The organism is Microcoleus sp. PH2017_12_PCY_D_A (assembly GCF_020738565.1).
Taxonomy (GTDB): Bacteria; Cyanobacteriota; Cyanobacteriia; order Cyanobacteriales; family Microcoleaceae; genus Microcoleus.
Genome location: NZ_JAEQCI010000064.1, coordinates 33,501 through 59,713 on the forward strand (window position 1 = coordinate 33,501; position 26,213 = coordinate 59,713).

The 26,213-nt window shown below is 44.8% G+C and carries 15 protein-coding genes; 3 read left to right on the forward strand and 12 right to left on the reverse strand.

Going from position 1 to position 26,213, the window contains the following annotated elements; genetic code table 11:
- Positions 1-212 precede the first annotated feature (212 nt).
- The 4 genes from JGK39_RS19280 to JGK39_RS19295 all read right to left on the reverse strand — a co-directional run bounded on the left by JGK39_RS19280 (position 213) and on the right by JGK39_RS19295 (position 4,268).
- Entirely contained in the window at positions 213-1,184 is a 972-nt protein-coding gene (locus JGK39_RS19280; RefSeq protein WP_293260178.1) for a putative 2-dehydropantoate 2-reductase, read from the reverse strand.
- Positions 1,185-1,508: 324 nt separating this feature from the next.
- Positions 1,509-1,922: a thioesterase family protein gene (locus JGK39_RS19285; protein ID WP_293260181.1), complete on the reverse strand. Its 414-nt coding sequence runs from the start codon at positions 1,920-1,922 to the stop codon at positions 1,509-1,511.
- A gap of 159 nt (positions 1,923-2,081) precedes the next feature.
- Positions 2,082-2,528: a tellurite resistance TerB family protein gene (locus tag JGK39_RS19290; protein WP_293144004.1), complete on the reverse strand. Its 447-nt coding sequence runs from the start codon at positions 2,526-2,528 to the stop codon at positions 2,082-2,084.
- 435 nt (positions 2,529-2,963) lie between these two features.
- Positions 2,964-4,268 carry an ATP-binding protein gene (locus JGK39_RS19295; protein ID WP_293260196.1) on the reverse strand — a complete coding sequence of 435 codons (1,305 nt, stop codon included), beginning with the start codon at positions 4,266-4,268 and terminating at the stop codon, positions 2,964-2,966.
- 104 nt (positions 4,269-4,372) lie between these two features.
- Between JGK39_RS19295 and JGK39_RS19300 the strand changes: the two genes are divergently transcribed.
- Positions 4,373-4,726: a TMEM14 family protein gene (locus JGK39_RS19300; protein ID WP_366515999.1), complete on the forward strand. Its 354-nt coding sequence runs from the start codon at positions 4,373-4,375 to the stop codon at positions 4,724-4,726.
- Positions 4,727-5,408: 682 nt separating this feature from the next.
- On the opposite strand, the gene JGK39_RS19305 is transcribed toward JGK39_RS19300, so the two are convergent.
- On the reverse strand, positions 5,409-6,434 hold the full coding sequence (locus JGK39_RS19305; protein ID WP_293260187.1) for a hypothetical protein: 1,026 nt from the start codon (positions 6,432-6,434) through the stop codon (positions 5,409-5,411).
- Between the two features lie 183 nt (positions 6,435-6,617).
- Here JGK39_RS19305 and JGK39_RS19310 point away from each other — a divergent pair, with 183 nt between their 5' ends.
- Positions 6,618-8,033: a hypothetical protein gene (locus tag JGK39_RS19310; protein ID WP_293260190.1), complete on the forward strand. Its 1,416-nt coding sequence runs from the start codon at positions 6,618-6,620 to the stop codon at positions 8,031-8,033.
- Between the two features lie 394 nt (positions 8,034-8,427).
- On the opposite strand, the gene JGK39_RS19315 is transcribed toward JGK39_RS19310, so the two are convergent.
- Positions 8,428-10,989: a serine/threonine-protein kinase gene (locus JGK39_RS19315; protein WP_293296375.1), complete on the reverse strand. Its 2,562-nt coding sequence runs from the start codon at positions 10,987-10,989 to the stop codon at positions 8,428-8,430.
- A gap of 541 nt (positions 10,990-11,530) precedes the next feature.
- On the opposite strand from JGK39_RS19315, the gene JGK39_RS19320 reads away from it, so the two are divergent.
- Positions 11,531-12,772: a glycosyltransferase family 2 protein gene (locus JGK39_RS19320; protein WP_293296373.1), complete on the forward strand. Its 1,242-nt coding sequence runs from the start codon at positions 11,531-11,533 to the stop codon at positions 12,770-12,772.
- A gap of 231 nt (positions 12,773-13,003) precedes the next feature.
- On the opposite strand, the gene JGK39_RS19325 is transcribed toward JGK39_RS19320, so the two are convergent.
- From JGK39_RS19325 to map, 6 genes are all read right to left on the reverse strand, one after another.
- The gene (locus tag JGK39_RS19325; protein ID WP_293296371.1) at positions 13,004-15,286 is read right to left on the reverse strand and encodes an FdhF/YdeP family oxidoreductase; all 2,283 of its coding nucleotides are present in this window, start codon (positions 15,284-15,286) and stop codon (positions 13,004-13,006) included.
- 504 nt (positions 15,287-15,790) lie between these two features.
- Positions 15,791-20,989, reverse strand: coding sequence for a WD40 repeat domain-containing protein (locus tag JGK39_RS19330; RefSeq protein WP_293296369.1), 5,199 nt, complete (start codon positions 20,987-20,989; stop codon positions 15,791-15,793).
- A gap of 646 nt (positions 20,990-21,635) precedes the next feature.
- A complete protein-coding gene (locus JGK39_RS19335) occupies positions 21,636-22,025 on the reverse strand; it encodes a hypothetical protein (protein WP_293250435.1) in 390 nt (129 codons plus the stop codon).
- A gap of 197 nt (positions 22,026-22,222) precedes the next feature.
- Complete coding sequence (locus JGK39_RS19340; protein WP_293250438.1) at positions 22,223-23,413, reverse strand: transposase; 1,191 nt, start codon at positions 23,411-23,413, stop codon at positions 22,223-22,225.
- 428 nt (positions 23,414-23,841) lie between these two features.
- Positions 23,842-24,534, reverse strand: coding sequence for a response regulator transcription factor (locus JGK39_RS19345; RefSeq protein ID WP_293250441.1), 693 nt, complete (start codon positions 24,532-24,534; stop codon positions 23,842-23,844).
- Positions 24,535-25,055: 521 nt separating this feature from the next.
- Positions 25,056-25,883, reverse strand: coding sequence for a type I methionyl aminopeptidase (gene map, locus JGK39_RS19350; RefSeq protein WP_293250444.1), 828 nt, complete (start codon positions 25,881-25,883; stop codon positions 25,056-25,058).
- Positions 25,884-26,213 lie beyond the last annotated feature (330 nt).

Consider the following 26,213-nt stretch of genomic DNA (forward strand, 5'->3'; position numbering starts at 1 on the left):
CCTTCGTAGTGAGGACTTTAGTCCGCATCAATTAAAGGACTAAAGTCCTCACTACGAACCTGCAATCAAAAACCTTCGTAGTGAGGACTTTAGTCCGCACCAATTAAAGGACTGAAGTCCTCACTACGAACCTACAATAAAAAGGGTTCGTAGTGAGGACTTTAGTCCGCATAAATCCAAGGACTAAAGTCCTCACTACGAACCTGTATCTATTACTCCACGCCTAACAGCCTTCTCGTCTTCTCTGCTTCTTGTCTTTGAAAATCCACAAACTTCAACATTCGGTAAAGTACCTCTATTTGTGGCAACTTAATACCTGCTTTTTGAGCCACCCGCATCGGATTGCCAAAAATAGCCTCAACTTCCAGCGGGCGCGATTCATCGTAATCAATTTTCATGCTAGTGCGGTAAGGCTTCATTTTCTCAGTGTATTCCAGCATATGCGGGATAAAATCATCGGGAATAATGCGATCGCAACTTTTGGCCCCCGCTACCACTTCCCCCATGATTTCCTCGACTAAAATCAGAGTATCGGGATTCGCCATCAGTTCGTCGGTTCTCGCCTGCAAAATCACAGACAGCCCGTTATAAGGAATATTCCAAACAAGCTTTTTCCACCTCGATAACAGCAAATCTTCGCTCATTTTAATAGGAATGTGAGCGCGTTTAAAATCCCTAGCAATTTGGTGCAATCTATCAGTAATACCGATGGCTTTGTAGTCCTTGGCATATTCGCCCAACGTGATCGTACCGTAATCTAGGTGGCAGATATGACCGGGGCTGACTTTATAAGAACAGAGAAAACACAGCCCGCCCACCACTCGTTCTGCACCGACAATTTTAGCTACTTCCGGTTCGGTATTCAGTCCGTTTTGCAATACTAAAACCGCGCCGTTATCCTTTAATAAAGGAGGCAAAAGTTTGGGCAACAAGTGATTTTGAGTTGTTTTCAACGCGACAATTACTACGTCGCACTTAGGCATTTTGTGCGCTTCGCGGTAGGCGCGGACTTGCGGGAGGGTGAAGTCGCCTTCGGGAGACTCGACAATCAAACCATGTTTTTTGACGCGCTCGTAATCGCTTCGCAGCAAAAAATTAACTTCTAAACCAGCTTTTTGCAGTCTAGCACCGTAGAATCCGCCTAAAGCTCCCGTGCCGACTATGGCATAATTGCGATTTGTCATAAGAAGAAGGAAGAAGGAAGAAGGAAGAAGTCAGTAGTCATTAGTCATTAGTCAGTAGTCAGCAGTCAGTAGTCAGCAGTCAGCAGTCAGCAGTCAGTAGTCAGCAGTCATTAGTCATTAGTCATTAGTCATTAGTCATCAGGAAGGAAGAGGGAAGTCGGAAGAAGGAAGAATGCTTAGAACCACTCGTTTTTAAGTCATCTGTATTTCACGTTTAATTAAGTGAAACTACTTAATATCAACAACTCACAAAAAAAATTCAACTAAACAGAAATTTGACTGTCATTCCCTGCTATTATTTAAATAGTGAAGTTATCTAAAATGTCAAGTCTCAAATTGCCTCATCCACTGCATTAAGTCTTCAGATAGCTGTTTTTTAGTTCTGCTAACTGCATCGATGCAAACGTGCTTAGTGAGAGCTTTAGCCGCGCTTCTTCCTGCAACTTCCCCTGAAAATACTTGATAGGCAATTTCAAATTCATCGCGTGCAACTTGTGTGGGCGTCAATTGAATCGTCAGCCGATCGCCCGCAAACAGTGGACGATAAAAATCTACACTAGCATGAATTATCGGAAAGGCAACCTCGGAATTGCTGAAAAACGCTCTGAGATTGACTCCCGATGCTGCTAGAGATGCCTCGTAAGCTTCGTGGCACATCGCCAAAACGTTTGCAAAGTAAACTACTCCAGCAGCATCGGTATCTTGAAAGCGCACAGTGCGGGTGTAAGTAAAAGGCATTTGAGGTAGTCGCGGGCGATCGCAAATTAAAGCTAAATTTTACCAACCATCATATCGGTAAACCAGCACTTTTGCAGCAGCGATAGGCTAATTCAGCAGGCACGAATTTTTGATATTCTCAAACTCGCCCTCCTCACTCCTTCCACTTCCCGTGCTTTCTTAACCTTTGTTTTTAATCAACATCACGTCTATAATCTTGAGGGCAACTTCTTCGGAAAGATCCAATGCACAGTAAAGATCGTTCAAAAGTTGTTCTTCTTCTTCTGAAACCTCGCCATCTGCTAAAGCGATATCAGTTGTCACAGCAAAAACTGTTTCTTTAAGTTCGTCGGGAAGTGTTGCCAAAGCCGCATTAAACAGTACCTGAACTCCTTGTCGTTGCAAAATGTTCAGCAGGCGATCGAGCATTTTTCGCATCACATCATCTGGATAGCTGCGGAAAAGTTGCATCCGAGATAGTGTCATGCTAATCGCTTTACTTTCGCTGTCATTGATGTAACCGTCGGCTGCTACGGCAATTAGCGCGATCGCCGCAAATGCTTCGGCAGGCCCTAACGTGACATCAGTTTGTTGGCGAGTCTGCGATACTTTGTCAAATAAACCCATAATACTTTCCTCATTTTTTAGTAGTGGATTCATGGAGTCCCTATGGGCTCTGGCTTTGGAAGCTTCCTTGGCTGGGGATTTCAACAATTATATCAAATCTGCTGAGTTATTTATTATCACTAAAATTATGAAAAAATTAAGATTTTTAATTTTTGTCTTCGGCGCTGTAAGGGCGGGTGACAGTTGACAGTTGACAGTTGACAGTTGACAGTTGTCAGTTGACACGAAGGAAGAAGGAAGAAGATCGATGTGAAGAAGGAAGAAGGAAGGGTTGACAGTTGGCAATCAAAAATCTTCAATCCCCAATCCAAAATCCAAAATCCACAATCTAAAATCCTTTGACAGTTGACATTTGACAGCACTCGATCTGGAAGCAAGAGGAGAGGCTTTAAACCAATTTTTTATGGTAAAACTCGCTCTCCCAGCGCAGACAATCTACTTGTCAAACAAAGCTAAATCAGCTTTCAGAAAATCTACAAACTGCCGTGCAGTCCTTCCAGAGCGCCCGTTGCGGCGAGTTGCCCATTCCTTAGCGCGGTGTTCCAAATCCTCCACAGCGAGCTTGATGCCAGCTAGTTCGGCCAGATGCCGGACAATTGTTAAATAAGTGTTTTGATCCGCCGGTTCAAAAGTTAAAGTCAAGCCAAAGCGATCGCTAAATGAGAGTTTTTCCTGCACAGTATCCCAAGCATGAACTTCATCACCGTCGCGGGGGCGAGGCCTGTCATCAAAAAACTCTCGAATTAAATGCCTGCGGTTAGATGTGGCGTAAACTACCACATTTTGAGGCCGGGCGGTGACATTTCCTTCTAAAACCACTTTCAAGGATTTAAAAGCATCATCATCTTCCTCAAAAGAAAGGTCATCGACAAAAATAATAAACTTTTGAGGAACTCCCCGCAACTTCTCGACAATTAGCGGCAAATCTTGCAAGTCAGATTTAGATACTTCAATCAAACGCAAATTGCGAGATCCAAATTCATTTAACAGCGACTTCACCAAGGAAGACTTACCCGAACCGCGACTTCCGTACAGCAAGACGTGCAAAGCCGGATAACCTGCTAGCAAAAACTCTGTATTTTTCACCAGAGCATCGCGCTGCCAATCGCAGCAAACCAAATCTTTCAAATTTATGCGATCGGGATGCGGAATACTCGCTAACTGCCCGGAATTCCACCGAAAAGCACGATACTCGGCAAACAAACCCGTGCCAAACTGTCGGTAATATTCTGCCAAAGATTCCGCAGCGCTCGGCCATTTTTCGAGTTTTCCGTGCAGTGGCTTGTCGGCGTTTTCTGGTACAGTTTCGCAATTCCAAATCGGAGGCACTGCGTCAAGTTGACCCGCTACCCGCACCCACTTACTCAACTGCTCGCTGGTGCAGTCGTAAATATTTTGCAAGACTTCTAAATCATGTCTGGCTGCTTCCACTAAAGCAGGTGGCAGACTCGCAAAATCTGTTTGCTGAGCTAGGTGAGAAAAGGGGTTTTCGTCTTTGAGAATTTGCAAAATCAGGGAATCTTTCCAGCTCAAATTTTGAGCTGCTTGAATTTTGAACCAGTTACCGTAAGCTACCTGACACTCTAGACCGCTGAGTTCGCTGTGGTGGAGAGCTTGCAGCAAGTCGAGAAAAGCTTGACCCGGGGGGGTTTTGAGGACTGATTGATACAGCAGCAGGGATGCTGCTTGGCGTTGGAGGTAACGGATTTGGGCGATCGCACCAGAAGTTAGGGCTGACATAATGGCAATTGTATAACAGTTAGATATCTTGACTGGGTTTAATAAATTTTCTAACAATTTGTGACCGCAATCGCAGCTATCGCTGTATAAATTGAGATGCACTTGTGAAAATTGGGGCATTAAAAATGAGTTTAGGTACAGCAGCGGCGATCGGCTACGGCGTTTTGACACTGATTGGCGGCATCATGGGTTACATCAAAGCCAAAAGCCAAGCCTCGCTCATTTCGGGCATCGTTAGCGGTTCGCTGCTGATTTTTGCCGGCACCGCCCAACTGATGGGACAAACTTGGGGTTTAACATTAGCAGCAGCAATTTCGGCTGTTTTAGTAGTAGTTTTTGTTTTGCGGTTGGTCAAAACTCGCAAGTTTATGCCCGCTGGGATGCTGATTTTAGCTAGTTTGGCGTCTTTGGGCGCGATCGTTTACGAACTTAGCGGTCAATCGATGTTAGGTTTTTGATTTGAGATGTTAGATTTTAGATTTGAGATTTTAGATTAACTCCACAGCATTTACTGGGAGATTGAACTAAAGTCAATAGATTTTAGATTTTAGATTTTAGATTTACTCCACAGATTTTACTAGGAGTTTGAACTAAAATCTAATTTTTCAGTGCGTCAATGACTTAATTTTGTGGCTTGCATAGCCTTTCTCAGAAACAGTGCGGTAAGCTAGCATTTTGCGTAATTGGTAATTTATAGCCCAATACCGTTTACTGATATAGCGCCCTGGGGGTACAATCCTATGAGAAATAGATACGGAGATTGCTTCGTTCCTCTCTTCGGACTATCTTAAGTAAACCGTATTGATTTATAGCCTTTCTCAAAAAGATGAGCTATGACTGACAGCTTATATAACCACTTAAACTAAGGAATTAGAATTAAATAACTTACAATTTTTATTGTTATTGTGGGATGTCCCGCCCGTCCCGAAAGAACGGGATCTTCTAGCCCATCCCACAAATATGTGTAAATTATTTAATTTGCGATCCTAAGAGGGCTAAAGCCCAACAACGTACCTCTTCTTTCTGATAACCGCTACAGTCATGGACGAATGAGTATATAGAAACCAGATTTTTTAACCAATGACCAATGACTAATGACTAATGACTAATGACTAATGACTAATGACCAATGACTAATGACTAATGACTAATGACTGATTCAATATACTGCTCAACTTCCCTGAGTTGCTGCCGCTGGTATTCAATCCAATCTTTTTCCGCCCCGCGCTGTTGGGGTGTCTCTTGCTGGTACCGCGCCTGCTTATCTAAAAAATTATTGTAGAACATAATCGCTTTTTCAACTGTTTGAATTGCTAGTTTGATGCGCTCTTCAAAAATTTCTAAAACCAAATTATCTAGGATTGAGCCAATCACTTTACAAGACTCTTCAAAATCGATCAAACTGATTCCCATTTTACTTTTATGAACCAGAGTTTCTACAGGATCTCTCAGCGTTTCTTTAAAAGTCTTCATATAAGACTCCGGCAAATATTTCAGAGGCTCCGTAAACTTCGATACAATCTCGCCGCCTATTGATTGCAGTCGCTCTCTAAATCTCGCTTGACTCTTGAAATCGAAGCATTCAATACAATATTCAACTTTTTCTATATCAATAGATTGTAATTCTTTAAAAATCCAATTAAGTTCATTTTCCAAAATTAATATTACTCGCTCGCTTTGATAGTCTACTTCATTTCGCAACTCTTTGTACAAATTATCTTTGTCAAAAAAACCGATAGAATCTCTTTGAAACACTTGATGGTTTTGATCCCACAAAAACCACTTATTTTTTAACTTGGTAGCTTTGTCGCTCCACGATTTGCGAACTTTAACAACAGCGTCATATTTGCCTTGTTTTCCCAAGCTGCGAATTCTCACGTCGCATCCGCTTAGTTCGCCAATTTGCTCCCAGACATCAACAGCAGATGCTTTAGCAATTCTCGGCTTGCTATTCCAGACATCCTCAGCCTGAGATACATCTTTGAAACATACGTGAACTAAGGCCTTGAGCCTGAGGGCTGATTGCTTGATTTCCTGAATACAAGGTTCCACGTCTAGACTGAGGTGGGTAGCTGACTGTTTAATCTCCACGGATTGATATTCATCTGCGAGCAATCGATCGCTAAACTGGGTAATAGCCTGCAATACCTTGAGATACTCATTCATTTCCTTTCATGCCTCCTTTCCCTAAATAGCATACAATACAGAACATCTGCCTTTTTGAATGCAAACTGAGTCAGACCATTTTAGATTTTAGATTTTAGAATTGGGAATGGGAATGACTGATGACTATCAGGGTTTGGAGCGCGGGCCTACAGTTGCATTCTTGTTTTAAACTGGTGTCACAACATGGATTATGTATTCACCCCTGCAACTGCGGCTAGACTCAATACTGGCAACCTCGTACAGCCTGCCACCAAAACAGGAAAATTGCTCCCCGCAGCTAGAGATCCGGTGACAGGCGAGTTTGTAGAGATCGCCAAAATATTTTATCCATCAACAACTACAACTCTATGCGATCGCGGAGTTTTAGGATTGCTCGCACAGTTAGGCGGAGGCGGGCCCCTACAGCCACTGATAGCTCCCGTGCACGTGACAGTCGCGCCGTTGCAGCTTGCTCAAAGTCACCAGGGGTTTCAGAAAATATACAGAATGCTTAACTGTCTGAAAATTAATTTGGCGGTGATGCAAGCGACTGCTGCTGTCATTGGTATTGGGGCTGTATCGAACACAGTTTTGTCAGCAGTAAACCTCGACCAAGTATTAAAAATCAGAGAAGAGGCAAAACATCAGAAGCTCAAAATTAAAGACGGGTTTATCGATCTCAGGCATATTCTCAAAGATAAGGGAGTAGAGGTAATTCAGCAGATTTTTAAGGTGGCTCACGACTCTAATTTTGAAATGCACCGCCAGAAACTGGTTAACGGTTACGATATTTTTTCTAAAGCTATTAAACGCTGCCAGTCAGCCCTGACAGTGCCGGATCTCAAGCTGCGGAATTCGGAAATTAATAAGGCGCGAGATATGCTGTTTGAGGCTTTAAAAATTTACGATAATCCCGGTTTGTTGGAGGGGCTGTGTTCTGCCGGAGGACTCCGGCAAATGGAATGTGTTTGGGCGATCGAGCTGGCGCTGGGGATCACGTTTCAGTTGCAGCGGGCTTACGATACGGTGAGCGATCGCCTGCTCAAACTTCAATCAAAAATTCGTCACGATCTTCTCACTGTTGTAAAAGGATGTCAATCGGAATCGGAACTAGATTTTTTATTTCCTGAAGTTACCAGGATTCTCGGTCACGATCTAAGTGTAATAGAATTTTGGCAAAACGAGGTAGATTGGATGCAAACTTTGTCTCCCAAAGAGCAGCACCAGTTAGCTAGTTTAGATAAACTCAGCGGCGAGCATCATATAAAAAGCAGCATCCACACGATATTCGCGGTATTAACTGCGGAACCTTCACTTTATCAAAGTTTAAAGCAAAAGTCTCACTTTCTATCCTTGCGCGACCAGCTAGCCTTCGCCCTGAAGCCGGAACTGCGCCGGGGATACGAATTTTATGTGTGCCAGCAGGCGATCGCAACTGGGTATTCAGCTTTAGCTGCCTCTAACTGGCAAGAAATATCCGATTTAACTGTGGCTAACCTCTACTACTTTTTCCAAAGTCGAGAGGATTCAACTGAGAGTTATCCCGCTGAGGACGAAATAGAAACGCCTGCTTGGCACTTTCCCAAATTCTTAGAAAAAGAGCTGAATTACAGCAATTAATACCAATTTAAAAAAAAAATGCAACAGTATTCTTGTTCCCCCCCGCTGCCTTGCGGGGGGCTAGGGGGGGTGGAAGAGTGTTGCACGATTTTAGCAAAATGGTATAAATTAGCTATGATAAGTATTCGTAGTAAGGTGCGCATTGCGCACCCTACTGATACCTGCAATTAAATTACCTATGATAAGTATTCGTAGTAAGGTGCGCATTGCGCACCCTACTGATACCATTTTTCTTTCTCCGCTGCATGGAATAGATCCTTTACCGGAAAGGATTTTAGGCTTCCCAGTACGACTGTAAGCACAGGTGCGTCGCTGTGAGATTGTCGATATTGAGTTAGGGATTTTTTATGGCGACGCACTCTACGACTAATGACTAATGACTAATGACTTCAAATTACCGGAGCCACAACTTAATAGTATTGTCTTTAGAACCGCTAGCAATAGTTTTGCCATCGGGACTAAAAGTCACCACATAAACCTCATCGGTATGTCCCGTCAAAGTATTCAATAATTCTCCGGTAGCAAAGTCCCAAATTTTAATAGTTTTATCCTTGCTCCCGCTGGCAATAAAATTCCCATCCGGGCTGATAGCAACCGAGACAATATCGTCAGAATGTCCCTTGATCGAACGAATTAAATCTCCTGTTTCGAGATTCCAGATTTTAATACTTTCATCGTAGGAACCGCTAACAATTGTCTTGCCATCCGGGCTGACAGCAACCGATCTTACCGCGTCGCCGTGTCCCTCAAGAGTTTTCAGCAACCTGCCCGTTGCTACATCCACAATTGTGATTTTTTTATCCTTAGAAGCGCTAACTAAATTTTTGCCATCGGGAGTGAAAGCAACAGAATAAACAAAATCTGTATGGTCTGGTAAATTATAGATCAAATTGCCAGTTGCTGCATCCGAAATCTTCGTGGTTTTGTCTCCGCTGGCGCTAGCAACGACCTGTCCGTCGGGGCTGATAGCGACTGACCACACAGATGCAGTATGATCGAGGCTCCGAGTAGCTTGCCCTGTTTTCAAATCCCACAGCATGACTCTCCAAAAACCTGTTCCTGTCGCCAGTTTCGTACCTTGTGCGTCGAAGGCAACAGACCAAATGGTGGATGAATCTCCGCCAAAAGTGCGGATCGATTTGCCTGTTGCTAAATCCCAAATTTGGATGGTTTTGTCTTTGGAACCGCTGGCTAACATTAAGCCGTCTGGACTGAAAGCAACAGCTCCAACTGCATCTGAATGCTGAGCGAAGTTTTTGACTTTGGCGTTTTTCCATTGGAGACCTGCTTGGCACTTTTCTTGTAAGTTTTGGGCGGAGGTATAGGTGCTGGAAGTTTTGGCAATTGTTGGGATTTGGCTGATGCAGCCTTCATAATTGCTTTCTTTGTAAAAAGCGTCGATTTGATTGAATTGTTGGGTTTCTTGCTGCACTTGCTGCTGTCTTTCTTGCCATTTGAGGTATCCGTAAATGCTGCCGATCGCAGTTAAGAGGGCTGCAATGGTTGCTCCGGCGAGATAAGGATTGATTTTGCGAGTTTCTTTGGGGACAATTGCTGCGCTGCTGGTGCTGGCGCTGGCGATCCTCTCCGTTGATGAGCCTCCCGTAGGGGCGGGCTGCGCTAAGGACAAATTCCCTTTTCCGTTCAAACTTACCTCTGGGGATGCCGCCGAATTTGCCTGCACTCCTAGCGGAAGAGTGCTGCTAGCTGAGCGCAGATTGGGGTTGGGGTTGCGGTGTCCTTCCAAAACTGTGGCGATCGCCTTGTACAATTTACCGAATAAAGATTTAGGCACGACTAATTCTTCGATTCTGGCAGCATCTTCGTCGGTAAGCCCTAAAACTTGCTGCAACCGTTTTAATTCCTCGCGAGTGTTGGCAGAAAAGGGATATTCTTGCTGCATGGCTTCTTGCAGCGATTGTTCGTAGCGTTCGCCTTTTTGCCTGTATTTGCGGTAAGGGTTCAATACTTCATCTTCGATCGCCTCTGCTTCTTCTGATTGCAATTCCAAACTGACGCGCAATTCTTCTAGTATTCTTCTACCGACGACTGTAATGTCACCGCGACTGCTGCTGCGCCGATCGACTTCTTCGCGATAGATGGTGAGTTTGGGTACCCGCGCGCGCGATCGATCGCCAATTTTCCGCAAATCGGCCAAAGCCTCCGCCGCCGACTGGTAGCGCTCCCGAAAATCGTAGCGCACCATATTGTCCAAAACATCGGCTAGGGCTTGGGAGCAAGTGGTTAAATGCCGCCAAACAATTTCGCCTCGATTAGAATTTTTCAAATCCCGCAGTTTCGGCAAATCGTAAGCCGGCAAACCCGTCATGGCTTGGATGCCAATCATTCCCAAGGCGTAGATATCGCTGTTAAGCTGCGGGTTGTATTGAAATTGCTCGATCGGCATATATTCCAGCGTCCCGATCCGCACAGTTACCGGTGCTTGTCTTTGAGCGATGTGAATTTCTTTCACCGAGCCAAAGTCAATCAAAACTAACTTGTTATCCGCATAGCGGCGGATTAAATTTGCTGGTTTAATATCTCGGTGAATTACTCCCTGTCCGTGTACAAAAACTAAAATTTCTAATAGTTCCTTCAGCAAAGGAATCACTTTTTCTTCGGGAACAGGTTTTCCCGGTACGATCTCGGTTGATAGCGAGTGACCGGCAATAAAGGATTCTACTAAGAAAAATTCTTCATTTTCTTCAAAATAAGCGAATAGCTGAGGGATTTGGTCGTGTTGACCGAGCTTTTCTAGAACTTCTGCTTCTTTTTGGAAAAGACGGCGCGTAGTATTAATTAATTTCGGTTCGCTGGTACCGGGACGCAGGTGCTTGACAAAGCACTGCGGTTCGCCCGGGCGGCGAGTATCTTTGGCCAGATATGTTTGTCCAAATTCTCCTGTTTCTATGACTTCAATGATTTGATAGCGTCCATCTAAAAGTTGGCTCACCATGATAATAACTTAGTTGCTCCTGGGCATTGGGAATTGGGAATTGGGAATTGGGAATTGGGCATTGGGCATTGGGCATTGGGCATTATAGAATTGGGCAAACAGGGAATAGTTTTTTCTTTCCTTCTTCCCTCTTCACATCGATCCTCTTCCTTCTTCACATCGATCCTCTTCCTTCTTCCTTCTTCCTTCTTCATCTGCCATACTTTATTTTTTCAACATCTGCAAAGCTTGATATCCCAAAAAGAAAAAACCCAAAGCACCGAGTATTGCTATGGTATCCGCCAACACATCCACTGAAACAAATTCGCCCATTGCAAGATCCTCTGACAACTGATATCTATCCTCGGCTTTTGAGTCGCTGACTTGGTGAGGGGTGTTGCCCCTTGCTGCGGTAGAGCCGAAAGATGCTCACAAATTATAGCAAAGGAGATGCTCAAAATAACTTTTTGGGCTTTTTGGGCGATCGACTAGCTTTTTGTTTTAATATTTTTTAATATTTAAGGACAGAAATTGTGCACCTAAATTTTGAGGTCAGTTCGCTTTGATATTGTTAACCCTGGTAATTTTTTCTCTCATAGTAAGTAGAGCTTACACCAAGAATTTGCGCCAATCGGTCAAAAATGCGCCTCGCACCAACAGCAGTGGGGCTCAGCAGTTATTTCCGTCGGCCGGTGACTTCCCCAAAGTTTCGGTAATCGTACCAGCATACAACGAAGCTGAGAATATTCAGGATTGCGCGATCGCCATTTTGGAGAGTACAGCCCTGTCTGCTGACAACCTAGAGGTTTTGATTGTAGACGATCGATCGACAGACGACACAAAGGCGATCGCCCAAACTCTGCAACAACAACTCAACGATCCCCGCCTCAAAATATTAGCAGGTGAGGCGCGACCTGCCAACCAATATTGGGCGGGCAAAAACTGGGCCTGCGCCCAAGCTGTTCGGGAAGCAACCGGAGACTTCCTATTATTTATCGATGCCGACGTGCGCCTCAAACCGGGGGCGATTGAAACCGCGATCGCCACAGCCGAAACTGAGAAAATAGACCTACTAACCTGTATGCCAGCGCTGGTTTGCGGGTGTTTTCCCGAGTGGTTGGTGCAGCCTTTAATGTTCAATCACCTAGCTGTTTGCTTCGATTTTACAGCGGTTAATGATGCTGCAAAAACAGATAGTGCCTTTGCGGGAGGCCCATTTATGCTGTTTAGGCGATCGGCTTACGAAAAAATCGGCGGACACGAAGCAGTTGCCGGCGAAATTGTCGAAGATGTGGAATTAGCTAGACGTATCAAACGTGCGAGTTTAAAGCTCGGACTTTATTCGGGGGCAAATTTGGCATCCGTGCGGATGTATCGGTCTTGGAGTGCATTGTGGGAAGGCTGGACAAAGAATTTGTATCTGGGTGCTAACCGCAGTTGGGGCAGCATGATTTACATGGCCGCAATTATGTTATTTCTTTATCCGATGCCGTGGTTGGCATTAGCTATTTTGCTGGCTAACGGCGAAATTGCCAACATAATTACCGATCGCCAATTAACAATTAGCAACTACCATTTGCCGATTGCGTTGTTAACTATTGGTTTATCTGCGATCGTAATTTGGTACCATTACACTTTGCGCCGTTTGGGTGCCGAAATTTCCGACTGTCCGACCAAATACTGGTGGTTGGGAGGTTTGGGAGGGACGTTAATTGCGGCAATTGCGATCGGTTCTGCGATCAAAACCGAAACAGGTTGGGGATGGACTTGGCGCGGGAGAGCCTTGCAAATTAATAATAATTAATCCCTAATTTTTGGGCTGACAAAAATTACACAGAACCTATAGGTAGGGTGCGCAGTGCGCACCTTACGACACAGAACCTATAGGTAGGGTGCGCAGTGCGCACCTTACGACACAGAACCTATAGGTGCAGTGCGCACCTTACGACACAGAACCTATAGGTAGGGTGCGCAGTGCGCACCTTACGACACAGAACCTATAGGTAGGGTGCGCAGTGCGCACCTTACAGGGAAGTCAACTAATCCCCATTTCCGCATAGACAAAAGCAGGTACGCGCTTGTAAGCAGGCGTGCCCGATCGCGTTTCAATCTCTGGGTGAAAAATCACATTAACTTCAGGATAAAACATCAAAGCAGCACCCGCACGAACCGCCCCGTAAATCACCTCAACATTTTCCATTTTCCCCACATTTCCCTGCACCGTAACCCGCTGGTGTTCTTGCAAACCAGCACTTTCTGCATCGGTGCGATTCATCAAAATGCAGTTGCGGTGCGGCATTCCCCGGTACTTGTCATCAATTTTGTAAACCACAGTATTGTGCTGAGAATAGCTGCGTCCAGTCATCAATGCCACAACTAAACCCCGCACCGATTCCGATGCACCAAAATCTTTGATTTCAGGTAATTTTAGCACAGGCAAAGGCGTGACAAACATCTTGGCTTTGCCGGAATCAGTGGGAAATTTGGGTTCGGTAAAAATCCGCCCGCCGATGGTAAATTCTTCTTGGGTTTCATCAATTGTTGCCATTTTTTCATAGCCGGGAATTGTTTTAGCAATCAATTGCCGCACGTACTTGGTATCTTGAAGCTGGCGCCAGTCTACCGGATAAGTGCCGTGAATTCTGCTGGCTAATTCTGTCAAAAAATGCACTTCTGAAATTAAATCATAATCTTTGAGATGAGTTTCGCCTTCATCATTGAAACGCACAAAGTTATTGCCGGATTCCACCGTTGTTTTGTAGGGATTTTCAAAGCGATTTAGGACGGGAATCACAATGGTATTGTGATGAGCCAATCCGCTAAAATGTCCCAAATTAGGTTTAGTGGCGAGGTAAATAATAGTTTCTATTTTGCCTAAAGCGCGTTTTGCCTCAGTTGAATCCGGGTTCGCCCCGTACAAGTTGCCGCCCAGACAGATTAGTGTATCGACTTTGCCTGCATCTGCTGCTTCAATGAGCGATCGAGTTTCGTAACCCTTAACAGGGCTCAGAGGACGCCCTAACAACTTTTCGAGAGTTTGTTGGATTTCTTTTTTCAGCTTCACAGTCACGCCCATAGAGCCAAATCCTTGGACGTTTGAGTGTCCTCTCACCGGCATCAATCCCGCCCCTTCTTTGCCGAGATTTCCCGTCATCAAAGCAGTGTTGGCGATGCTGAACACATTATCTACGCCATTTTTTTGTTGAGTAATTCCCATCGCCCAACCGAAGACAACTCGCTTGGAAGTGCCGATGATTTTAGCTGCGACCTCAATTTCGGCTTGGGAAACTCCGCAGGTTTTAGTAATAGTTTCCCAGTCGGTTTCGCGGGCGTGCTGCACTGCTGCTTCCCAGCCTTCTGTGTGGGCTTGCAAGTATTTTTCGTCGAGCAATCCTTGTTCGATTACCGATTTTTGAATTCCTACAAATAGGGCTGTATCGCTGCCGGGAATTGGTTGCAAATACAGCGAGGAAATATCGGAACCGGGGATGAGCGATTTGACTGGAAATGCCGGGGAACCAAACTTGACTAATCCGATTTCCATCACCGGGTTGATGACAATTATTTTACCGCCTTTGTCGCGGATTTTAATTAATTCGTTCATCAAGCGGGGATGGTTGTAGGAAGAATTGCTGCCCGCGAGTACGACGCAATCGGCTTGCTTCAAGTTTTCTAGACTCACTACCGAGGTGCGGGTGGCAAACATTTCGCTTAACCCGGTTGTTGAGGGAGCGTGGCAGAGATCGGAACAATCTGCTAAGTTGTTAGAACCCATGGCTCTCATCATCAATTGCAGCAGAAAAGCCGCCTCGTTGGAAGAGCGGCCGGAACTGTAAGAAGCTACTCGTTCCGGGCTTTTACGAAATCCAGCCTCGGCAATTTCATAGACTTCTTGCCACGAAATGCGATCGTAATAAGACGAACCAGCTCGCAAAATCATCGGAAAACTCAACCTTCCCAGCCTATCTGCTTCCCTGGAAGTTAATTGTTGGAGTTCTGCAATACTGTGCTGTTGAAAATAGTTAGTCGAGATAGCAGGTTTAATTTCAGCCGAAATTGCTTCAACACTTTTCATGCAGCGCTGAAGTTTTTCGCCATCTTCATTAGTAAAGCCTCCATTCTGCCCGCCAGTGCCCCAAGAACAAGACAAACAAGCACTTTTGTGCAGCAAAGTTTTCCAAAGTTTCGGGCCTTCCGGCGACAAAGTATGCTTTGCCCAATATTCAATTACGGGCAAACCGCCGCCGATGTCTGGCGTTTCCTCATTTTTCTCGCTAAATGGCGGAACGGGTTGGATATTTTGGGAGTTGGTGTCCATGCGGTTTACCTTTTGTTTGAATTGCGAGTTGATGCGACGTTCAGTTTATTACTCTAATTTACCGCAAATTTACCGCCAAAAAATTAATCAATAGATAGATGTTTTAATCTCAATTACACTCTTGGTTCGATCGTTCGGACTTCAGTCCTTCTTAAAAGGTTCGATCGTTCGGACTTCAGTCCTTCTTCACCCCAAAATAAAAAACTAAAGTTCTCACTACAAACCTCGAACTTCTGTTTGTATTTATGCCATCAAAATAAAAAATTAAAGTCCTCACTACAAACCTCGAACTTCAGTCCTTATTTATTCCACCAAAAGAAAGGACTAAAGTCCTCACTACAAACCTGGACTAAAGTCCTCACTACAAACCTGGACTAAAGTCCTCACTACAAACCTGGACTAAAGTCCTCACTACAAACCTGACTAAAGTCCTCACTACAAACCTGGGTTATTTCCTCTTATTTTACAAACCGGGTTTATTTCCTCTTATTTTACAAACCAGGTTTACTTCCTCTTATTTAACGACTGCTTGCCAAACCCAAGACAAAGCAATCGATCGCCCTCAGCGACATTCGGGTCATTCTGCAAATAATCCCCCAACCACTCGCAACTCCGAGCAATCATATTATTTAGCTCCAAATTCTCCACAGGCAACAGAATTACAGTCCGATCCCTGCTAGCAAAAGCTAGAATTTTGCTGTCAGAACTAAAAGTAACGCTCAACACCCGATCGCTCGATTCCAAAGTCTTCGATAGCAGCGCCTGCTTGCCGTCAAAATTCCACAGCTTAACAGTATTTCCCGCACTCGCCGCCGCAATCAACTTGCCGTCTGGGCTGAAACTCACGCTTTCCACAGTATCGCTGTGGTCGAGTTTTTCAGTTAAATTTGCCGCCTTACCATCAAAAGCCCACAAGTAAACTTTTTTGTCAGCACAACCAGCAGCAACAGTCTTACCATCTAGACTGAAACTGACATTTCTTACACTGTCTGCGTGATCGAGAGATTTCAGCATCTTCGCCGATGTACCGTTAAATTGCCAGAGGTAAACTCTCTTTTCTCCAGCCGTTTCAGCATCATTTTGTGTTCCACTTGCCTTATTCTCAGCAGCGGTAGCAGTAGCAATAGTTTTGCCGTCGGGGCTGAAACTAACGCTAATTACTGGATTGCTGTGATCGAGTTTTGCAAGCAAAGTTGCTTTAGTACCGTTCCAGCGCCAAAGGTACAATTTGCGATCGGCACTGGCGGCGGCAATTATCTTGCCATCCGAACTAAAACTCACGCTTCTTACAATGCCGCTATGACGCAGAGTATCTAACAGTTTCCCGTTTAAACTCCAGACTTTCACTGTTTTGTCATCGCTGGCAGAAGCCACAGTTTTATTGTCCGGCGAAAAGCTCGTCCAGGTAACAGAATCCTTGTGACCTTCCAAGATTTTGATTAAACTGCCATCAGGATGCCAAAGTCTCACCGTATTGTCGCCGCTAGCAGATGCAATTGTTTTGCCGTCCCCGCTAAAACTGACTTTATAAACCCAATCTCCATGCCCCGATAAAATCTTATTTAACGGAGTGCTGTTGGGTTGCCAAAGTTTCACCATTTTGTCCTTACTGGCGGAAGCAATCGTGCCGTCGCTGCTGAAATTTACGGCCCTCACGTCGTCTTGATGTCCTCGAAAAGTGTTGAGCAAAGTGCCGCTGCGACTCCAAACTTTCACCGTATCGTCGGCGCTGCCGGTGACAATTTTTTCGCCGTCGCGACTGAAACTCGCGCTGACAACTGCATCGTTGTGTCCTTTGAGAGTTTTGATTTCCTCACCCTTTCGATTCCAAATTTTGGCTGTGGTGTCGGCACTGGCTGAGACGAGTTGTTGGCTGTCGGGACTGAACTTAATGCTGTAAACAATGTCAGAATGTTTGGTTAATGTTTTGGGATTAATTTGAAATTTCTGGGTTTTACCTTTGCGATTCCAAAGTTTGATAGTTTTGTCAACACTTGCTGAGGCAATTGTTTTGCCGTCGGGGCTGAAACTGACGCCGAGCACCCAGTCTTTGTGTTTGGTTAAGGTTTGCAGCAATTTTTTTGTTTCTAGGTTCCAGATTTTGACGGTGTTGTCGTGACTCCCGGAAGCTAGGGTTTTGCCGTCGGGGCTGAAACTGACGCTGGTGACGATATCGCGGTGGCCGGATAAAGTGGCGATCGCACTTTTGTCATTATCCACTTGCCAAATTTTGATTGTGCGATCGGCGCCACCAGTCGCGATCGTTTTCCCATCCGGGCTAAAACTAACACTCGTCACGATATCGCCGTGCTTGAAAGTCTTTAATAACTTACCTGATTTGCTGACCAATTTAACAGTTTTGTCAGCACTTGCCGAAGCAACTGAATTGCCATCTGGACTCACACTCACATCCAAAACAAACTTGCTGTGCTGCTCGAAACGGTTGCGTTCTTGCACCCCCGAAACTGCTTGTCTGAGCCTTTCAGCAATTTTATTTTTAGTATCCACAGGCAGCGCTGTACTTTTCAGAGAATCACTGCCGATTTTGACACTATTTCCTAACACTCCTAATTGATTCTTTTCATTAGAAAGTACCAAAGCCTCCGACGCCGAATTTAGGGCATCAGTCCGACTTGTTTCTGCTTCTTGCCGCGCGCTTTCTGCTAATTTTGCTTGCTCGAATCCTATCCAAGAAACACCTCCGAGTACCAGCACTCCTAGAATCGCCGCCCGCAATTGCCATCTCCGACTTTGATAAAGTTGAGCTTCCGCTTGGTGCTGTTTGTCTCTAGCTAAGCGCTGGTTTTCTCTAGCTTCCGACAGCAAAGCATCTCGCTCTCTGTCTTTACGAATTTGTTCAATTTCATCTCGGTTAATTTGGTTTTGCTTGCGGAGTTCCTCGAATTCTGCCTTTTTATCTAATTCCTGCTGCTGGCGGATGAAGCTAACTAGATAGTCGTGAACGAGCTGATAAAGCTCTGTCGGCAGTTCCGTCCACCGAAAAACTAAACCGGATTTGACTAGCAGTTCTAAGACTAAATCTAATTTGTCAGTTGCTGCAAATATAGCCAAATCCGAGGCTAATTCGGCGCGGGTTTTTAGGGGTCGAATCTCATCTTCATCTGTGAGAAAATACAAAATTCGGCGGGCAGCTCCTTCATTTTCTGGCCCGCAATCTTTGATGACTTCTTCGAGAAATCTTTCGACTAATTTTTGTTGCGGATTTTTGCCCAGTTCCTGATATTGAGTTAAAGTTCTAATGTCTTCTTGTTGGAGTTGAGCGCCCACAAGTTGCAGTTCGATCGGGCGGACTTCTCCCAATTCTCCAGCTAAATCTTTGACTAATTCTTCGATCAGCTCGGGTTCTAAGTAAAACTGCGATCGTTCAGTTAAAGTACGAATTACCGATCGCGCATCGCCCTGGGAAAAATTACCCAAATAAAACAGAATATCTTTGCTGAGAATGTCCGCCAAAATATCATTTTTGATCAATTCTGTCGGGTTTTTGGGTCGGGCAAATTCCAGCAAATAGTGCAGGTAATCTTCCCGCAAAGACAGGACGACTTTTAAATACTTGATTGTCAAGCATTCCCGCAAAAAATCAAAAAATATCTGTCTTTCCGCAGGCTCTTTCCACACGAAAAAGAATTCTTCAAACTGGTCAAATATCAGAACTGTCACTAGATGTTCTGAATTTGTTTGCAACTCTTTGATGATTTTTTCGTATTCGATCGCCTGTTTTTCGACAATTACTTCTACAGGCTGTGACTGCTCAATCCGATCCTGATTGATTCCAACCGAGCCGCCGTTGAATTCTTGCCGCAGATTGCCGTTGACTGGGCCTGCTGCGGTCAAATCTCCCGAAGCTTCTCCCGGTACTGCATCGAAAATTTCCGGATCGAATATTTCAGCTTTTCCGGCAGATAACTGTCTGGTCAATTCCCGCGGCCAGTTGTTATAAACTTGCAGCACTATCGGCAAAACAGTCCGCATTTCGATCTTTTTTTGCTTGAGCGCGGGCACTAATCCCCCGGTGACAATTGAACTTTTGCCAACTCCAGACTGACCGTAAATTACTGTCAGTTTGTCCGGGGTATTGTTCATCCTATATATCAAGCGGTTGAGGTCTGCTTCTCTGCCGGAAGCGGTAATTTCGTCAGCAATAGTAGGAGCGGCGGCAACTGTTTCGGCGGGATTGATCGCTTCTCTGTGCGGCTGCAATTTTCCGGCTCCAATAAAAGCTCGGAACCGATACGTATGTTCTACCGATCGATAATCTTGCTTGAGCTGAAATGCTTTGAGATATTCTCCCCGCTGAAAATAAAATCCTCGCAGCATTTCTAAAACCCGCAAATACAGTTGCGGGTTGTAGCAAGCTTCGGTTTGCGATCGAGCTAGCTCTAAATGCGCGATCGCCTCCTCAACCTCGCCCAACTCGCTCTGGGCCTCTGCTAAAATTAACAAATACAAGCCTTGATGCTGCGATTTTAGAGGCGTTCCGTGTCCCGTTGCTTCAAATTTTGAGTTGAGAGCTTGCAGGGCGACTAAAGCCCATTCTTTCGCCCCTTGCCAATTCTTTTGCTCTAAGGCTACTCTAGCCAAAAAGCCGTAATCTTGAGCCAAATTAACTGTTGAGTTTTCCATATTTTCATGTAACCTCCGAGCTTTGAGAGCTAAATTCCAGAGTGCATCCCAATCTTCTAAATGCTGCAATACTTCGCCGAGTTGATTGATGAATATACCGACGAGATCTGGCTGTCCCGCGCGTTCGAGAACATCAATACATTGCTGAAAATAATTTTTAGCTTCCGTCCAGTAAGGACGGTTGCCGCTGCGGTGCTTTTCTGCTTGGAAGCGGTAGCAAAGACCGATGTAAAATACTAGAATTCCCTCTAATACTGGTGCAGGGTGAACGGTAAATAACAAATCGCTAAATTCTGTTTTTGGGCCGATAAATGCTACTTGATACTTCCAAAAACTGAGACTTTTTTGATACAATTCAAGAGCCGCATGGATGCGGTGACAGGCATATTCGTCTCGGGCTCGAATAAATTGCAAGCTTGCTTCAATAGCTGGTTCTAACCTGATGTTGCAAGTTTGCAAGTCTTGTCTCGCCGACTCTAATTCAGCTAAAGAATTGGCTCCGAGAATGGCAGAGTTACTTAAACGCCATTTGCCGCTTTCTAAAATCTTAGCAAAAATGCGATCGCAACTTTTGCCCAAAAAATCCACCAACTCGTCTGGGCCGAGTACAAATTCAACGCTTGTCGTCCAAGTTTCGATATCTGTGACTAACCGAATCAGTTTTTTTAAGATTTTGTCTGTCACCCACAGCACCACTGGGAAGGGAAAATTATTGCGAAATTCTTCCCTGACGTAGTTGGTAGATGTCAACACGCGATCGATCGCACTTACCGACTCCAATCCAAACACCATTAAAGCTTGGGGGTGGCTGCCGTCAAGTTCGGTTTCGATCGTCGTGTACAGAGTTTTAACAGATTTGGGGAGGACAATTTCTCGAATTTCGACATTAGACTGCTGCCGCAATTGCCGTACAGTTTGCTCTCGCATTGCACTGTAATTGCACCGCACCAAAATCAGCGAAAATTGCCCCTGAGACATTGAAAGAGTCCGGGAGAGAGTTTGCAGCGCACTTTTGTTTTGCTCTGCTGCGGTGTCTTGGTGGCAGTGCGAATTAACCATAATATTTGAAAATCCTGATAGATGTAGATGCTTTCAGTTGACAGTTGACAGTTGACAGTTGACAGTTGATACCAATTTAATGGGTCATTGCATATATCTCGATCCCCCTCGCATCCCCCTGGTTGAAGGGGGACTTTGAGGATATTTCTTGTCCCCCCCTCCCACCAGGGGGGTTAGGGGGGATCGGATTCGGGAGTAGCCTCTAACATCACAATTATTCAGAGTTCTATTCTCTCTCTGTGTCCTCTGTGTTCTCTGCGATTAAATCATTCCTATGCAACGGTCAACGATATAATAAATATAGCCTTTCTCAAAAAGATGAGGTATGCCTGACAGCTTATATAACCAATTAAACCAAGAGGGCCCAAGCCCAACAACATACCCTATATTTTTGAGAACGACTATATATTTCTCGTTACTAAACCTAAAACTCGTAGAAAGTCGGTTTCTAGCTGCCCGTACCTCAGCTCTGAAACTGTCCGATTCTTTTAAGCGCCCTTAAAGCATACCCCAAAAAATACATACTCTGTTATTATCATAATCTCAGGAAAATCCACCGGATTTTACTGATTTTTTTTACCCTCGGCGGCTCACATTCTCCCGAGCAAAAAAGTCGATCGCCAAAAATCCCACAAATCCGATGCAGTTATTCACAGACGGCTGAAATCTTGCATTCCCTGCTTTGCTGGCCCCTCGCCGCACTGAGATAAACTACGGGCGGCGGTTCCTCAATGACAACTTGCACATTTTCGAGCACATTTTCGAGCACATTTTCGAGCATAAATTTATCAATCTCCATATCTAAATTAGTAGCTGAAAAATCAGGTCGATCCCAATCTTCGCTTTCTTCAATGAGGATTGTTGTGGTTGGTGCCGCCATCTCTAAATCAAGCTCATCACCTAAATTAGACACTTGCTTATTTGGCTCGATTTTCTGACTGGTATCGGCGGCCAAACTTTGAGTTGTATTGGCAATTAGTACGATCGGCAGTGCTACCATTGCACTTATCCTTTGTCGCGCCGTGCTTTTCCTCATAATCTCCTCCTAGTATCAACTAAATTTTGGTGCTGCTATAAATTCAAACATCCGCCACTACTTGACTGCGCTGCTATTAATTAATAATCGCTTATTTTTCGACAAAATATACCCCGATCTGTGACACTTCGGGGCAAGTTTGCCTGACGGAGGGTATCCGGCTAGCTCTTCCCGTTTATATTGATTACTTGACATACTCACCGGCTATCAGGCGCGGTGATTCTTGACACTTCATCGGATGATGCTACCGAAGTAGTCTTACTCTTCCTCTGTGTCCATTTAGAGTCGTGGCAATGCCCTATCCCGACTTTTTGTATATTTCTCGCAGCGTTCTCATCCCTGTCTTGTTCAATGCCACAGTTTAAGCAAAGCACTGAACGAATAGAAAGGTCTAATTTCCCCCACTTAAACCCGCAGTCCGCACACACTTGGCTGGTTGGTTCCCAGCGACTAATTACTCTAAACTCACGACCAAATTTTTCAGATTTAGCCTTACACAAAGCTCGAAATTCGTACCATCCTTGCTGGCTAATTGCTCTGGCAAGTTTGCAGTTTTTGACCAGGCCCGATACATTCAAATCTTCCAAAATAATAGTTTGGTTTTCACTTACCACTTTGGTTGATAGTTTATGTAGAAAGTCTTTACGCAAGTCGGCAATTTGATTGTGTGTTTTTGCTATTTGAATCCTGGTTTTATGGCGACGTTTTGAGTCTTTCTGTTGACGTGCTAACTGTTTTTGGAGCTTGCGAACTTTTATGTCTAGCTTTCTATAGCTAGGGCTTTGGGCTTTTTCCCCGTTACTCATTACAGCAAAAGTTTTAATCCCTAAATCAATACCGACGTTTTGGTTTTGGGCGTCAATACTGATAGGTTGAACTTCTACTACAAAGCTAAGAAAATAGCGGTTGGCACAATCTTTGACGATCGTTACTGAACTAGGATATGATGGTAGCTCTCTAGACCATATAGGATTGACTATCCCAATTTTGGCTAAATAAACACCGCCATTTTCCTTCAGGGAAAAGCCACGACGGGTAAGTCTTGCCGATTGGCTGCTAGTCCTTTTTTTGAACTTTGGATAGCCTACTTTACGCCCTTTCCTCTTTCCCTTGCAAGAATCAAAAAAGTTCTTAAAAGCCGTTTCTAGATCCGCTACAGACTGCTGCAAGGAGACACATGAAACATCTTCCAGCCAAGCTCTTTCAACGGTTTGCTTTGCCCCAGTTATTACTACTTTTTGAAGCTCTGCCGATTTGGGCTTTTTATCTGACTGTTTGCATAACGCAAGGGCATCATTCCAGACTACACGAACACAGCCAAACAACTGAGCTAAGCTCTGTCGTTGTTGGTCGGTCGGATAGAAACGGAACTGATACCTTGCTTTCATTCCTTCTTGTTGCTTACTTGCTCTATTGTACTATGACTTGCTAATAAAAGCCGGAAAATTTAAAGACAATTAAAGCCGTCCTAAAAGGACGGGGCTTCAGACTCATTTATTTGGTGAAAACTCTTAAACAATCAGGTTTTCCTGTAAGTAATTTGGGAAATGAGGGCGAGTCTCTATTTCAGGCTGAAAACGGCGAAAAGTGCGATCGGCCTACAAATACACGCCAGAGAGCGTAAATAGGTACGTAGTTGGGCTTGGGCCCTCTTTATATATACGTCTCAAGAGGGACCCAGCCCAACTACATACCACATTCACAACATATATGTCAATACTTAAAAATTATAATTTTTGGTAGAATTATCGTTACCAGGCTCTTCCTGGTAACGCAGAGTGGCAAGGAAGAGCCACCAGCAAAAGTCAGACGGTTCCTACTTTGTCAAACCGTGTTCGAGAGCGTAGCGAACCAACTCAGTACGGCTGTTAGTACCAGTTTTGCTAAACAAACGGCTGACGTACTTTTCCACATTCCGCACGCTAGTTTCCAAACGGCGGGCAATTTCCTTATTCATCAAACCTTGAGCAACCAAATCCAAAACACTTTGCTCTCGCGGAGTCAAATCAATTTTGACCGACGAACTACTTTGGACGATCGCACTCCGCCCGCTCAGCAAAGACTCAATTCTCGCCATTTGGCTGGCCAAAGCAGCAATATCAGGACTTTCAGCATTGCCGCCCGTCTCCTTAGCCGCCGCGCGCCTCGCCAGCAAATTAGTGACAATTGCCACCAACTCGTCGGGATCGAAGGGCTTAGAAAGATAAGCATCGCAGCCTGCTTGATAACCTTGAATGCGATCGCCCGTCATCCCCTTAGCCGTCAAAAACACCACCGGCAAAGCCTTATAGCGGGGATCTTCCCGCACTTGCTTGAGAAACTGATAACCGTCCACCTGCGGCATCATAATATCTGAAATCACCAAATCAGGATTTATCTGCTGCAAGAGTTCCCAGCCATCCCGAGCATTACTGGCAACCTCAACCGAAAAATCGCTATCTTCCAAATAAGCTTGTACCGCTTCCCGCAAACCCGGTTCATCATCTACCAATAATAATCTTGCTGACATATCCCTTACCCTTACGTTTTACCGCTATTATCTTTTAATTTAGCCGAATTCAACTATTTTTTCACTCCATCTATAGAAGCAACTCAAAAATTTGCGATCAAACTCTTGAGTTTTGAGTTTGGTTTCGATCGAACGATTAGAAAGTTATTATAGCGGTTTTCAGTTGAGTGAATTACAGATGCTCGGCTTTGGACGCGGCGCCGTGTCCAAAGCCGTGTCAACAATCGCTTAAAACCCTTGATAACTCTCGTTTGTAGCCTCTTGCCCCATCCCCCTAAATCCCCCTACTCCCCCTAATCGTTGCGGGGACGCAAGAACACTCTTGTCCCCCCCTTATTAAGGGGGGTTAGGGGGGATCTGGCCCTAATCGCTAGACAGAATATCAGCAATACGTTTGACGTGTTTGTTGACACGACGAAAGGCAGTGCCTAAGTCTCAAGCTGTATTTCAGAGAATTGAAAACTGCTATAATTTTAAAATTCAAAACTCAAAACTCACAATTATTCTTGTCTCCTTCGGACTTAAACTTTTGAACGATCGGTCAAAATTTCATAACCGGTATCCGTCACCAATACAGTATGCTCGAACTGAGCAGACATAGCATTGTCAACCGTTACAGCAGTCCACTTGTCAGCCAGCGTCCGAGTGTACTTAGAACCCGCATTCAAAATCGGTTCGATCGCCAATGTCATACCCGATCGCAATTTCACGTTCGGCATTTCCCGGGTGCGGAAATTGAAAACCGACGGTTCCTCGTGCAAATTCCGCCCGACACCGTGGCCGGTAAACTCTTCAACAATGCTAAAACCGTTGCTTTTAACATGATCTTCGATCGCACCGGCGAGATCGAGCAAATAAGCGCCCGCCTTGACTTGTTCGATACCTTTATAGAGAGCTTCTTCTGCAACTCTAATTAATTTGGCCGATTCCGGTGTCACTTCCACAACTGCGATCGTGATGCAAGAATCGCCGTGAAAACCTTGGTAATATGCTCCCGTATCTACTTTCAGAACATCTCCCGCCCGAATTACTTTTTTGGGGCTGGGGATGCCGTGAACAACTTCGTTATTAATGCTAGAACAAATCGAACCCGTGAAACCGTGATAGCCTTTAAAACTCGGAGTTGCACCCATTTCGCGGATGCGTCTTTCGGCATAAACATCCAAATCAGCCGTAGTCATTCCCGGTTTCACAAGTTGAGAAATTTCTTTCAGTACCGTTGCGACTATTTTCGATGCTTGCCGCATAATTTCGATTTCGCGTTCCGACTTAATTTCAATGCCTCGACGCTGTTTTGTGACTTGGGGTTGTTTAGTTGGTCCAGAAAGCAGACTGCTAAAAATATTCATGTATTGAATGTCAGGTAATTTTGTAATTTGAGGGCGGTTGAAGCCAAAAACGGCAAATATCGGGTTTTTTGGGGAAAAACGGGTGTGTTGTTCCGAGCTGTCGATCGCTCGTCCTTTAAGCTAGCTTAATATTTTTTCACAACAACTGACCAAATCCGGCTTAAATACCGCCTCGATCTCGATCGCAGTTCAGTTCGTAGTGCGTCCTGGTGTCCGCAGCATTTTGCATTTTGCGGACACCAGGACGCAGTTCAGTTCGTAGTGCGTCCTGGTGTCCGCAGCATTTTGCATTTTGCGGACACCAGGACGCACTACGAACGTTACTTATTG